We start from the raw sequence: 12,369 nt of genomic DNA, 5'->3' as shown, positions 1-12,369 counted from the left end.
AGGGGCCGGGATGATCACTGCGAACCGGCGACACTGCCTGGCGCCTCGACAGCTTGCGCGCGCCGCACACTGTTATCGAACTTCGACCACCGCCACGGTTCCGTCGTCGCGGTTGGCGACGTAGACGGTGTGGGTGGTCGGGTCCACCGCCACCCCGTACGGGTTCTTGCCGACGGGCACGGTGGCGGTCACCGTGCGCGTCGCCCCGTCGATCACCGACACCGTGTTGTCGTAGCTGTTGGCGCTGTAGACGGTGTGGCTGCCCGGATCCACCGCCACATCGACCGGGCTGTGGCCGACGGGCACGGTGGCGGTGACGGTCCGTGTCTTCCCGTCGATCACCGATAGCGTGCCTTCCCAGAAGTTGGCGACGTAGACGGTGTGGGTGTCGGGGTCCACCGCCACCTCGCGCGGGCCCATGCCCGCCGGCACGGTGGCGGTGACCGTGCGCGTCGCTCCGTCGATCACCGATACCAGGTTGTCGCCGGTGCACGGCAAGTTGCCGCAGATCTTCTCGGTGGTGACGTAGACGGTGTTGAGGTCCGGGTCCACCGCCACTCCCGCCTCGTTCTCGCCGACGGGCACGGTGGCCGTGACGCTGCGCGTCGAACCATCGATCACCGACACGTTGTTGTCGTTGCTGTTCGCGACGTAGACGGTGTGGATGTTCGGGTTCACCGCCAAGTCGACCGGAAGGTTGCCGACGGGCACGGTGGCCACGACGGTGCGCGTGGCCCCGTCGATCACCGACACCTGGTTGTCGAAGGTGCGCACGACGTAGACAGTGTGGGTGCCCGGGTCCACCGCCACCCCCGCCTCATTCTCGCCGACAGGCACCGTGGCCGTGACGGTGCGCGTTGACCCGTCGATCACCGACATCGCCTGGTCATCCCGGTTCGTGACGTAAACGGTGTGACTACTCGGGTCCACCGCCACCGCGTATGGCCCCTTGCCGACGGACACTGTGGCCGCAACGCGGTACGAACCCTGCCCGGTGGGACCTCGCCCCTCACTCGACGGCGCAGCCGAAGGCGGACTCGTTGTCGGACCCCGGCATCCAGATAGCAATGCGGCCACCACGACGACCGCGATCACCCAGGTGACCGCCGGTCTCGGCACCAGGCGTCGACGCGTTCTGGTTGGCGTCAGGTCGCGCTCGGGCTCAACCACGCCCCCGCCCCGGCTCGCACAGCTGACAAACACCGTCATACGCCGTAGCCACCTCCGCTGGTGCCCGGTTTTGTTTGGCTTGCAGCATAACCACCACAGCGTCGTGAGCGCGCTGAATCAGCAGCGGCGTTGCAACGGGCAGACCACGTCCGGGCTTTTGCACGGAGATAGCCGGCGCGAGGACGGCGCTCCGGGCATACCATCGCAAACCCACGGTTTGACCGGAACCAGCGGGACGCGAGTAACACGATGTCACGCTTTGCATACCGACGGATGGCCCATTGACAAAGCACTGCGCTGCGAGGAGCCTCAAAAGCGACCGTCGAAGTTGCGCCTCAGAAGACTATCGGGGGGTGGTCGCCAATACGGACGAGGCAATGACGAGTAAGCGGCGAGAAGTCGCCCCTGTGGGTGCCGATTCGGCCACTTCGCCCGTGGATCGAGGGTTCACTTGATGCGCGCAGCGCACGGCGCATCAAGCTGTTGATCACACAACACAACAAAGCAAAAAGGAGCGCACCAAAAATGACCAGCGTGCTTAGCCTCGGACATGCCGAAATATATAATGCGCTTCCCAATGTCGAAGAAGCCGACCAAGATCGGCAGTCCAGAACAGAATTCGACAAGTTCCTGGACGATTTCGCCGAGATATTGGTCGAGGCTGAGCTCCATAAAGCTGGGCTCGATAAAATAGCTGGCCCGCTGCTGCTGCACAGCCATTTCTCGGTCAACGACGACACCGCGATCGTTGAGCGGCCAGAGTTGCTCGATGATGGTCGTCCCGCGCTGGTAGCACGGCCCGAGGCCGTGACCCCTGAGGCAGTTGCGGTTCGGTGGAAGTGGCAACCCGAAACGGCTCAATTCCATCCATTGGAGTATTGCACCGACCCCGTAGCTGTTTCATCGGCCCACAAACTCGCTCAGCATACCGACTTTCTCAGCAGGGTTGGGCAGTTGCTCGAGTCGTACCGCCTGCATGACGTCATTGGTCTCACCGTTTTGCCCCGCAGCCTCGAAGTCAAAGAAGCGGGTTTGGTCTATTTCGAACGCTCAAGTGATGACGTGAGCGTTACCACGGTTGAGACTTCGTCGTTGCCCGGGATCATCACGGCCTGGTCTGCCACGATAAGCAGTGACGGCGTGCGAATTAGACCGCAAACCAGGTGCGATCTCACCACGAGATTTTGCGGCTCATGCAAATGCCTTCGGACCACGTGCGTATCCGACCCGCTTTAGACATCCCAGGTTCGTAGGCTGTCAAGCCGCAGCGGTTGTGCGGTGGGCCCAGGCGGTGTGCTCGTTGTAGGGCTGCTGCTGGCGGAGGCGGCCGTGCAGTATGCCCACGAGGCGGTTGCCCAGGGCGCGTAGAGCTTGGTGGTGGGTTTGTTCGGCATCGCGGTGTTGGTCGTAGAAGGTTCGTCCGCCGGGGCTGTTGGTGAGTGCGCAAATGGCCCATGGGTCAACCGCGTCGTAGAGGCGGCGGTTGCGCACATGGCGGGCCACGCGGCGTGTTCCTGGCCCGACACGATGGTCAGGGCCGAGGTGCCGGCGTAGCTTCTGCGAGACTTGGCGCTGGTGTATCCGTTCGGGTCGTCCCCTGCCTGCCCAAGCGTCTCGGTCGGCTCGTTTCGGTCGGTCGACCACGCCGTGCTCGGACGCGCGACAAACTACGATCGGCGTTCGATGACCAACACCGTGCCGTTGCCTTGGTTCGTGCCGTAGACGGGGCTGGTGACGTAGACGGTGTGGTTGCCCGGGTCCACCGCCAGCAGGTGCGTTGTTTCCCTGCCGCTGGGGAAGGGCACGGTGGCGGTGACCGTGCGTGCGGCGCCGTCGATCACCGACATCGTGTCGTTGTAGTCGTACGTGACATAAACGGTGTGGGTGCTCGGGTCCACCGCCAGGTCGTAAGGATGGGCGCTCGCGACGTGCAAGGGCACGGTGGCGATGACGGTGCGCGTCGCCCCGTCGATCACCGACACGCCGTCGCCCGCGGTGACGTAGATGGTGTGCGACGCCGGGTCCACCGCCAGGTTGCCCGGGTGGGGGCCTTCGACAGGCACGGTGGCGGTCACGGTGCGCGTCGCCCCGTCGATCACCGACACACCGCCGAGCGTGCTGACGTAGACGGTATGGGTGTCCGGGTCCACCTCCAAGCCGGTTGTGTCGCTTCTCAGGGATACGGTGCCGGCGACGGCGCGGGTCGTCCCGTCGATCACCGAAATCGTGCCGTCGCCGTAACAGAACCCGGCGTTGGCGCAGCCGCGTCCGGTGGTGACGTAGACCGTGTGTGTGCTCGGGTCCACCGCCAGGTCGACCGGGCCTTCGCCGACGGGCACGGTGGCGGTCACGGTGCGCGTGGCCCCATCGATCACCGACACAGTGTTGTCGGCGCTGGCAACGTAGACGGTATGGGTGCTCGGGTCCACCGCCAGGTCGACCGGCCCCTTGCCGACGGGCACGGTGGCGGTCACGGTGCGCGTGGCCCCATCGATCACCGACACAGTGTTGCCGGCACTGGCGACATAGACGGTGTGGGTACCCGGGTCCACCGCCAGGCCGAACGCGCCGCCTTCGACGGCCACGGTGGCAGCCACCGTGTACGGGCCTTGCCCGGCGGGACCCCGCCCGCTCGTCGACGGCGCGGCCGGCGTAGAACGCGCTGTCGAAGTCTGACCCCGGCAGCCAGATAGGGCCACCGCCAGCACGACGCTTCCGATCACCACACGCGTGCCGGTGACCACCGCTATCCGCATCAGTCGCGAATGTTGGCGCGTTCGGCTGGGCTCGCGCTTCGTCATGCGGGGTGACCCCCTCGCCTGCCAGTCCGGTACTACCGGGTTGCAGCCTAACCACGTGCTTGCGCAGCCGACCAGCACGGACATTCTTGCCTATGACTCAGGCGGTTGCCTGGGCGCGCGATCTGACGACCGCCGCGCCGGCCGTGCCGTGGGCCAGCGGGAGGACAGACTCAGGAGCAAACGCGCCGGACCCGACCCGGCAGAAAGAACCCGAGGCTAATGGCCTCGGGTTTCTCCGGTGGAGCTAAGGGGACTCGAACCCCTGACCCCCACACTGCCAGTGTGGTGCGCTACCAGCTGCGCCATAGCCCCGAGATGTCGTGCCCATCGAAGCTACACCACCGCCGGGAACCGTTCAAAGTCCCAGGCCACGACAGCTACCCGATGACCTGGTTGACGACCTCCCGCGCGGTCTGCTGCACCTCGGCCAGATGCTCGGGCCCCCGGAACGACTCCGCGTAGATCTTGTAGACGTCCTCGGTGCCCGAGGGCCGCGCGGCAAACCATGCGTTGGCCGTCGTCACCTTGAGCCCGCCCAGCGCGGCGCCGTTGCCGGGTGCCTCGGTCAGCTTGGCGGTGATCGGCTCGCCCGCCATCTCGGTGGCGCTCACCTGGTCGGCCGACAGCTTGGCCAGGCGCGCTTTCTGATCCCGGTCGGCGGGCGCGTCGACCCGCGCGTACGTCGGCGCACCGTATTCGGCAGCCAGCGCCTGGTACCGCTGCGACGGCGTGGCGCCGGTGACGGCCAGGATCTCGGCGGCCAGCAAAGCCATGATGATCCCGTCTTTGTCGGTGGTCCACACCGAGCCGTCGCGACGCAGAAACGACGCTCCGGCCGATTCCTCGCCACCGAACCCGATGGTTTCGCCGCTTAGGCCGTCGACGAACCATTTGAACCCGACGGGCACCTCGACGAGCCGACGGCCCAGCCCGGCGACCACCCTGTCGATGATCGACGAGCTGACCACCGTCTTGCCGATGGCGATGCCCGCCGGCCAGGACGGCCGGTGCGTGCAGAGGTACTCGATCGCCACGGCCAGATAGTGGTTCGGGTTGAGCAGGCCCTCATCGGGGGTGACGATGCCGTGCCGGTCGGCGTCGGCGTCATTGCCGGTGGCGATCTGGTAGCGGTCCGGGTCGGCGATCATCGTTGCGATGAGCCCAGCCATCGCGTCCGGTGAGCTGCAGTCCATCCGGATCTTGCCGTCGTGATCGAGCGTCATGAACCGCCAGGTCGCATCGACCAGCGGATTGACCACGGTCAGCTCCAGCCGGTGGCGCTCGGCGATTTCGGCCCAATAATCCACACTGGCCCCGCCCAGCGGGTCGGCGCCGATCCGGACTCCGGCCTCGCGGATCGCGGCGATATCGACCACGTTGGGCAGATCGTCCACATAGGCGCCCAGATAGTCGTGGCGCTGGGCTGCGCGCAGCGCCCGCGCGAACGGCACCCGCTGCACCGCGGAGCCGCCGTCACACAGAATCTCGTTGGCGCGCTTGGCTATTGCGTTGGTGACGGCGGTGTCGGCCGGGCCGCCGTGGGGCGGGTTGTACTTGAAGCCGCCGTCAGGCGGCGGGTTGTGCGACGGTGTGACGACAATGCCGTCGGCCAGCGCCTCGGTGCGCCCCCGGTTGTAGGTCACGATGGCATGACTGATGGCCGGCGTCGGCGTGTAGCGGTCGCGGCTGTCGACGACGGCCACAACGTCATTGCCGGCCAGCACCTCCAGCGCCGACACCCAGGCCGGCTCCGAAAGTCCATGGGTGTCACGGCCGATGAACAACGGTCCGGTGGTGCCCTGCTGCGCGCGGAACTCCACGATGGCCTGGGTGATCGCCAGAATATGGTTCTGGTTGAAGGCTCCGTCCAGCGCCGAGCCGCGGTGCCCGGAGGTGCCGAAGACCACCTGCTGCGCGACGTCGTCGGGATCGGGTTCGACTGCGTAATACGCCGTCACCAGGTGCGGCAGATCAACGAGGTCTTCGGGCTGGGCCGGCTGTCCGGCTCGCGGGTGGGCCACCATGCCACCAATTCTGCCCATAGCGCCATTGCCCGCGGACTGCCAGGCTTTACGCTGCGAAGCGCACCATGGGCACACCGGAAGGACTCGACCAGTGGCACGCCACGACTACCGGGAATTGGCCGCGATTTTCGCCGGCGGAGCACTCGGCGCACTGGCACGTGCGGCGTTGGCCACGCTTACGGCCCCCGACCCGGCCCAGTGGCCGTGGCCGACCTTCACCGTCAACATCGTCGGGGCATTCCTGGTGGGTTACTTCACCACCCGGCTGCTGGAACGGCTGCCATTGTCCAGCTATCGGCGGCCGCTGCTGGGCACCGGTTTATGCGGTGGCCTCACCACGTTTTCAACGATGCAGGTCGAGACCATCAGGATGCTCGAACACGGCCATTGGGTGCTGGCCGTCGTCTACACCGTCGTCAGCATCGTGCTCGGGTTGGTGGCGGTGCAGCTGGCGACGGTCGTGGTGCGCCGGGTGCGGGTGCGCGGATGATCTCGGTAGCCGTCTGGCTGGGCGTGATGGTCATCGGGGGCATCGGGTCGGTGTCGCGTTTCTTGGTGGACCGCGCCGTCGCCCGCCGGACGGCGCGGGCATTTCCCTACGGCACGCTGGCGGTGAACATCAGCGGTGCCGCGTTGCTGGGGTTTCTCGGCGGCCTGACGTTACCCAAAGACGTTGCGCTGCTTGCCGGAACGGCGTTCGTCGGCGCCTACACCACCTTCTCCACCTGGATGCTGGAAACTCAACGGCTCAGTGAGGACCGCCAGCTGCGGGCGGCATTGGCCAATATCGCCGTCAGCGTCATACTCGGCCTGACCGCAGCGCTGCTGGGCCAATGGATTGCGGAGCAGATATGAGTGCGCAAAGCCTGAAGTTGACCGCTTATTTCGGCGAGCGGCAGCGCGCGGTCGGCACCAAGCGGTTTCTGGCCGACGCGATGCTGGATCTGTTCGGCGAGCACGGCGTCGCGACGAGCGTGATGATGCGTGGTACCACGGGCTTTGGACCCAAGCACGAGCTGCGCTGCGATCGAACACTGAGCCTGTCCGAGGATCCTCCGGTCACCATCGTCGCCGTCGACATCGCTTCAAAGATCCGCAGTGTGGTCGACGAGGTGACGGCGATAACCGACCGCGGCTTGGTGACGCTGGAACGCGCCCGGTTGGTCACCCGACACAGCGGCGCCGACGCGCTGGGTGAGCTGGCAAACCACAACGGCGATGCCGCCAAGCTCACCGTCTACGTAGGCCGTCAGGTGCGGGTCGGCGGAACCGCTGCCGGCTACGCCGTTTGCGAACTGCTGTATCGGCACGGATTCGCAGGCGCCACAGTGCTTCTCGGTGTCGACGGCACGGCATACGGCGAACGTTTCCGGGCGCGCTTCTTCGGCCGCAACGTCAACGTTCCGTTGATGATCATCGCCATCGGTTCGGTTCCACAGGTGTCGGCCGCCGCTGTCGACCTCGCCGGCCTCGTGCCCAACCCGCTGCTGACCGTCGAACGGGTACGGCTGTGCAAACGCGACGGCGAGCAGTTGGCCCGCCCGCAACAGCTGCCGCCGACCGACTACCAGGGACGCAACCTGTGGCAGAAGCTGATGGTGCACACCGCCGAGGCGACCCACCATGAGGGCCTGCCGATCCACCGCGCGCTGGTGCACCGATTGATGCAGTCGCAGACCGCGCGAGGCGCGACCGCGCTGCGTGGTGTCTGGGGTTTTCACGGAGACCATAAACCGCACGGGGACAAGCTTTTTCAGCTCACACGCAAGGTACCGGCGACTACCATAATCGTCGATACTCCGGAGGCCATCGCCCGCGGCTTCGATATCGTCGACGAACTGACCGCCCGCCACGGGCTGGTCACCAGCGAGATGGTTCCCGCGGCAATGTCTTTGACCGGGTCAGCACGCCCGGCCGAAACGCCGCTCGCACAATACGACTACTGACGTCGTCACTGCCGCAGGGCCGGCACGTCGTCGAGCGTGCGCGGCAGCACATAGAGGGCCACGCGCCGATCCGCCAGCTCGTGTTCGCCGAGGAAGACGCACCCACCATTGTGACAGAAATGGCGTATCCCTTTGCTTCGATAGTCTGGGTCGAAAATGATTCGGCGACATTGCGGTTCGGCATTGAGCACGCTGGCCACGAAGTGTGGCAGCAAGAGCTGGGCCACCCCGAGGGTGATGATGTTCGGATCGGCCGTGGCTGCGTGGATACCCAGATCGAAGGGATCTGATTCGTACAGCGTCGAGATCAAATCCTTTGCGGCCCGGTATAATTCGAGGTACCCATGATATTGCCCATCCAAGCTTCCGACGAACGGCCGCGAGTAGTTGCCTTCGAGTTGGGCCCGCAGGTAACGCTGCCACTTCGAGGCCGGCCACACGCATTCCCACGCTCTGGCCAGGTGCGGCCGGCTCATCCACTCAGCGATCATTTCGGCGTCGGTATCCGGGTCGGCGAGCCGAAAAGCGTAGGGTGAGGGCACCGCCGGGGTGGGCGGCGGTGGGACGTCGCGGACCTCATCGGTGAGATCGTTCAGTTGGCGCGGGAAAAGCGCGTCGGCTTCGCTCATGTCAACGTGTCAGCCTACCTACCGCATCGGTTGCGGACAGCCATTTGTCGGCCAGCGCCGAAACCCAGTCGGCTACCGCACCTGCATCCGCCGGCGGCGCCTGGACCAGCACCAGCTCGTCGACGCCCAGCTCGGCCAGGGCCTCGACGTCGTCGACGTGGGGGCAGCGCAGGGCAACGGCCAGGGACAGCCCATCGCGGTCGCGGCCCGATTCGCCACACAACTGCTCGAGCGCGGCGACCCGTTCGCGCACCGCGTCAATGCCGTCAAGATTGAACCCGTACCAGCCGTCCGCCCAGGCCGCGACTCGCCGCATCGCGGCGTCGCTGTTGCCTCCGACCACTATCGGGATGCGGCGATCGCGCACCGGCTTGGGGTTGACCCGGACGCAGTCGAACGCAACGAAGTCTCCGTCGAACGACGCGACATCGTCGCGCCACAACGCGCGGATGGCGGCGACATATTCGGCGGTGCGCGCCGCGCGACGCTCGAAGGGCACCCCGAGCGCTTCAAACTCCTCTTTCAACCATCCGACGCCGACGCCCAGTGTCAGTCGGCCGCCGCTCAGCCGATCCAGGCTCGCCCCCTGTTTTGCCACCACGACCGGGTTGTGTTCAGGCAGCAGCAATACCCCGGTCGCGATCGCGATCCGCGACGAGGCGGCGGCCGCAAACGACAGACCGATCATCGGGTCCAGCCAATCGGCCTGGGCCGAAACCGCGATGACGCCGTCGTCGGAGTAGGGATACCGGGACTGCGGCCGGTCCACCATCACCACATGTTCGCCGGCCCACAAGGTAGCGAAACCGGCGTTGTCGGCCGCCGATGCGACGGCGTCGATCACCGTGCGGTCAGCGCCGGAACCGATTCCCAGCGCGTGCAATCCCAGCCGCATCCGACGATCGTCTCATGCGGCTCAGCTGCCCTTGAGCAGCTTCGCCAAGACAGCTGCGTGACTGCCGTCGACTTCGCGAGTCGCGGTGACCAAAGTAATGTGCCCGCTCTTGGCGAGCTTCCGCAGTTCCGCGAGTGCCGGGCTGCCCGACAGCTCCGCTTGGTAGCGCGCCTCGAACTCGTCGAACCGCTCGCGCCGGTGGTGGTACCACTCACGCAATTCCTTCGACGGAGCGACGTCCTTGCGCCACATACCCACCCGCGGGTCGTCTTTGCGGATACCCCGCGGCCAGATGCCGTCGACCAGGATGCGTTGGCCGTCGTCGGGACCGGGGTCGTCATAGATCCGCGTTACTCGCACCTGGCGCTTGGCGACCATGGACTCAGTGATAGAGCAGATTGCCGTGCTGGCTGCAGTAGCTGTTGACGGCGGCGAGCACCGTCGACTTCGCCTCCTGCTGGGTGAAGTTTCCGGGTCCGCCGACGAGTCTGCTGACTGCGGCCTGGTACGTCTGCGGGGTGGGGCTTTGGTCCAGCATCGCGCAGGTGGTGTGGGCATCGGCGATCATCGTCTGCAATGACACCCGGCCCTGATAGTTGACCCCGTTCTCCGAGAGCCACTTTGTGAAGTAGGAATCCTCGGTGCTCAGCGGGTCGGCATGGGAAATCGAGACGACCACTGGGCTGGCCACCGGGCGGTCAGCAGCGGCAGGGCCGCCAGCGATACCGCGACCGTGAGTGCAAGCCTCATGATCAGCCTCTCTATGAGCGTCATCAGCACCGGTGTCAGCAGGACCAACGCTACGCCGGAACCTCACGGTTGGGGCGGCCATGCTGGTATCGCACATATGTTCGATGTAGTGAGAATCGATTCCAGTGCCGACCAAACGGCCTTGACCGAGCGCATCGCCGAGCTGGAGAAAGTCAAATCGGCGGCCGCTTGGCAGGTCACAACAAGCGACGGAAACCACACGCACACAGCCGAATTCACCACCCCGACGGGCAAGCGATACCGGTCCGGCGCCCCACCGCGCAGAGCGCCGATCACGGTCAGCGACGTCGAGGTCCGCATCGGAATAGCGCTCGCGCGGCACGCAGCCTAATAGTGATAAGTGTCTGTCGGGGCGGGCATGTGCACCCGTTCGTCCTCGAACTCCGACACTTCGATGCCGTAGGCGCGGGCCAAATCGAGGATCTTGGTGGCCCGAGCAATGCGCGGCAGGTCGGAGCCGTTGCGGATCTCTCCCCCGTCGCGCTGGAATTCGACGAAAAACTCTTTGGCCCAGCCGATTTCGTCCTGCGACGGGGACAATCCCTCGTTCACCACGGCACATTGTTCGGGCGACAGGCAGATCTTGCCGGTCATGCCGAATTCGACGGAGACGGCGGTGGCCTCGATGAGCTTGAGTGGGTTGGTGCCGATGGTCGGTCCGTCGATGGCGCTGGGCAGGTTGGCCGCCTTGGCGGCGATGGTGAATCGGGACCGCGCGTAGGCCAGGGTGGTCGGCTCTTCGCCAAAACCGGTGTCGCGGCGAAAATCACCGATGCCGAAGGCCAGCCTGAAAGCGCCTTTGGCCGCCGCGATTTCGGTGATGCGCTCCAGGCCCCGGGCCGTTTCGACCAGCGCCACGATCGGCACGTTCGGCAGTCGCAGCGCCGTCTCGGTGACATGGTCCACCGATTCCACCATCGCCAGCATGACGCCGCCAACCGAGGTTGCGGCCAAAGCCGCGATGTCGTCCGCCCACCACGGGGTGCCGAAGCCGTTGATGCGAACCCAGTCGCCGTTTCCGGCGCCCAGCCAGCGTACGACATTGTCGCGGGCGGTCGGCTTGTCTTTGGGCGCCACGGCATCCTCGATGTCGAGGACGACGATGTCGGCGCGAGAGTGCGCCGCGGACTGGAATCGCTCGACGTGCGCGCCGTTGACCAACAGCCAGCTTCGGGCTAGAACGGGATCGATGCGGGAACCGATGTCATCGGGATCGGTCTCGGCGCCGTCCACATGGTCATACATTTGGTGATCTGTCGTCATCTTCATTCCGTGAGTTCGCTCGTGTTCCCTAAACCGTAGCGGCATCGGCACCGGCTTTGTCGACCGGCGTCAGCGCCGACGCTCGCGGCCCGCAGTCAAACGGAACAATGCGCGGTCCAGGGTCGGCAAGATCTCGGTGATCGCGATCTCGCCGGCGGTGAACCGCGCCACCAGGCCGTAGGCCAGGTTGGACACGATCGAGGGCAGGTCTTCGACGAGGTTGGGGTCGGCACCTTCGAGCACGGCCATCGCGGCGGGCACGACGGCGTCGACTCCCCGGCTCACCAGCCGCTGACCACCGGGGGCGGACCGCGCGCGGTAATAGGCCCGCAGCATGTCCGGGTGATGCTCCCAGGGTTCGAAGATTGTCCGGAACACGCGCATCAGGCCGTCGTAGATGGATTCGTCCGGTCCGGGTTGCTGCGTGGCCAAACCGGCGTAGCGGTTCTCGTCCATCCAGCGCTCGAGCGCCGTCAGGATCAGCGCGTCTCGGGTGGGATACCGCTTGTAGATGGTGGCCAGCGAGGTCCGCGCGCGCCGGGCGACCTCCCGCAGCTGCACGGCTTCATAACCCCCGGTCTCGAGGATGTCGACGACCACTTCCAGGATGGGATCGAGAATGCGGTCGGGCCGGCGCTCCGCGACGCCGGCCACCACTTCGGCACTAGCCATCCGCAACCCTTGCCCTCGCCCGGTAACAAGGTTACCGTACCGGCTGTAACAGCGTTACTCAACGAGGAGATTCTCAATGAAGTTGTCAAGCCGCCGCGGCGTTAGGCGCGGTGGGTTGGTAGGCCCGGTGGTCGCGCAGCATGGCCTACAGGATGTGGGGGCGTGGGCGGGCCACGGCGGGGACGGCTTGGGTGTGGG

The 12,369-nt window shown here is 65.9% G+C and carries 13 protein-coding genes, 1 tRNA gene and 2 pseudogenes; 4 read left to right on the top strand and 12 right to left on the bottom strand.

Annotation, left to right across the window (positions count from 1 at the left end; all coding sequences use genetic code 11):
- Positions 1-72: 72 nt before the first annotated feature.
- The 6 genes and pseudogenes from EET13_RS07955 to pgm all read right to left on the bottom strand — a co-directional run bounded on the left by EET13_RS07955 (position 73) and on the right by pgm (position 5,995).
- Positions 73-930, bottom strand: coding sequence for a beta-propeller fold lactonase family protein (locus EET13_RS07955; RefSeq protein ID WP_244603817.1), 858 nt, complete (start codon positions 928-930; stop codon positions 73-75).
- 687 nt (positions 931-1,617) lie between these two features.
- On the bottom strand, positions 1,618-2,037 hold the full coding sequence (locus tag EET13_RS30860; protein ID WP_122441765.1) for a hypothetical protein: 420 nt from the start codon (positions 2,035-2,037) through the stop codon (positions 1,618-1,620).
- A 390-nt stretch (positions 2,038-2,427) separates the two neighbouring features.
- A pseudogene (locus EET13_RS07945) lies at positions 2,428-2,780 on the bottom strand (IS110 family transposase); the annotation flags it as partial.
- A gap of 57 nt (positions 2,781-2,837) precedes the next feature.
- A complete protein-coding gene (locus EET13_RS07940) occupies positions 2,838-3,767 on the bottom strand; it encodes a beta-propeller fold lactonase family protein (protein WP_168991249.1) in 930 nt (309 codons plus the stop codon).
- Positions 3,768-4,210: 443 nt separating this feature from the next.
- Positions 4,211-4,283 (bottom strand) — tRNA-Ala (locus tag EET13_RS07935).
- Positions 4,284-4,348: 65 nt separating this feature from the next.
- The gene (pgm, locus tag EET13_RS07930; RefSeq protein ID WP_122441763.1) at positions 4,349-5,995 is read right to left on the bottom strand and encodes a phosphoglucomutase (alpha-D-glucose-1,6-bisphosphate-dependent); all 1,647 of its coding nucleotides are present in this window, start codon (positions 5,993-5,995) and stop codon (positions 4,349-4,351) included.
- Positions 5,996-6,086: 91 nt separating this feature from the next.
- Between pgm and crcB (EET13_RS07925) the strand changes: the two genes are divergently transcribed.
- Genes crcB (EET13_RS07925) through EET13_RS07915 form a run of 3 tightly spaced genes read left to right on the top strand, consistent with a single transcriptional unit; the run spans position 6,087 to position 7,941 of the window.
- On the top strand, positions 6,087-6,485 hold the full coding sequence (gene crcB / locus EET13_RS07925; RefSeq protein WP_122441762.1) for a fluoride efflux transporter CrcB: 399 nt from the start codon (positions 6,087-6,089) through the stop codon (positions 6,483-6,485).
- Positions 6,482-6,850, top strand: a complete 369-nt coding sequence (gene crcB, locus EET13_RS07920) for a fluoride efflux transporter CrcB (protein WP_122441761.1) — start codon at positions 6,482-6,484, stop codon at positions 6,848-6,850. The genes crcB (EET13_RS07925) and crcB (EET13_RS07920) overlap by 4 nt, the downstream gene beginning before the upstream one ends.
- A complete protein-coding gene (locus EET13_RS07915; RefSeq protein ID WP_122441760.1) occupies positions 6,847-7,941 on the top strand; it encodes a DUF190 domain-containing protein in 1,095 nt (364 codons plus the stop codon). The genes crcB (EET13_RS07920) and EET13_RS07915 overlap by 4 nt, the downstream gene beginning before the upstream one ends.
- Before the next feature lie 5 nt (positions 7,942-7,946).
- On the opposite strand, the gene EET13_RS07910 is transcribed toward EET13_RS07915, so the two are convergent.
- The 4 genes from EET13_RS07910 to EET13_RS07895 are packed head-to-tail and all read right to left on the bottom strand — an operon-like array spanning position 7,947 to position 10,156.
- The gene (locus EET13_RS07910) at positions 7,947-8,570 is read right to left on the bottom strand and encodes a GNAT family N-acetyltransferase (RefSeq protein ID WP_122441759.1); all 624 of its coding nucleotides are present in this window, start codon (positions 8,568-8,570) and stop codon (positions 7,947-7,949) included.
- 1 nt (position 8,571) lies between these two features.
- Positions 8,572-9,465 carry an LLM class F420-dependent oxidoreductase gene (locus tag EET13_RS07905; protein WP_122441758.1) on the bottom strand — a complete coding sequence of 298 codons (894 nt, stop codon included), beginning with the start codon at positions 9,463-9,465 and terminating at the stop codon, positions 8,572-8,574.
- A gap of 21 nt (positions 9,466-9,486) precedes the next feature.
- Entirely contained in the window at positions 9,487-9,843 is a 357-nt protein-coding gene (locus EET13_RS07900; RefSeq protein ID WP_122441757.1) for a DUF488 domain-containing protein, read from the bottom strand.
- Positions 9,844-9,847: 4 nt separating this feature from the next.
- On the bottom strand, positions 9,848-10,156 hold the full coding sequence (locus EET13_RS07895) for a DUF732 domain-containing protein (protein WP_168991248.1): 309 nt from the start codon (positions 10,154-10,156) through the stop codon (positions 9,848-9,850).
- Between the two features lie 234 nt (positions 10,157-10,390).
- On the opposite strand from EET13_RS07895, the pseudogene EET13_RS07890 reads away from it, so the two are divergent.
- Positions 10,391-10,567 (top strand): annotated as a pseudogene (locus tag EET13_RS07890) (HNH endonuclease); the annotation flags it as partial.
- Here the strand turns inward: EET13_RS07890 and EET13_RS07885 are convergent.
- A complete protein-coding gene (locus EET13_RS07885) occupies positions 10,564-11,481 on the bottom strand; it encodes an HpcH/HpaI aldolase/citrate lyase family protein (protein ID WP_425293648.1) in 918 nt (305 codons plus the stop codon). The pseudogene EET13_RS07890 and the gene EET13_RS07885 overlap by 4 nt on opposite strands.
- An 87-nt stretch (positions 11,482-11,568) precedes the next feature.
- Positions 11,569-12,171, bottom strand: a complete 603-nt coding sequence (locus EET13_RS07880; RefSeq protein WP_122441755.1) for a TetR/AcrR family transcriptional regulator — start codon at positions 12,169-12,171, stop codon at positions 11,569-11,571.
- Between the last annotated feature and the right edge of the window lie 198 nt (positions 12,172-12,369).

The organism is Mycobacterium attenuatum (genome assembly GCF_900566085.1).
In the GTDB taxonomy this organism is placed as follows: domain Bacteria; phylum Actinomycetota; class Actinomycetes; order Mycobacteriales; family Mycobacteriaceae; genus Mycobacterium; species Mycobacterium attenuatum.
This window is presented reverse-complemented; position numbering and strand designations above follow the sequence as displayed.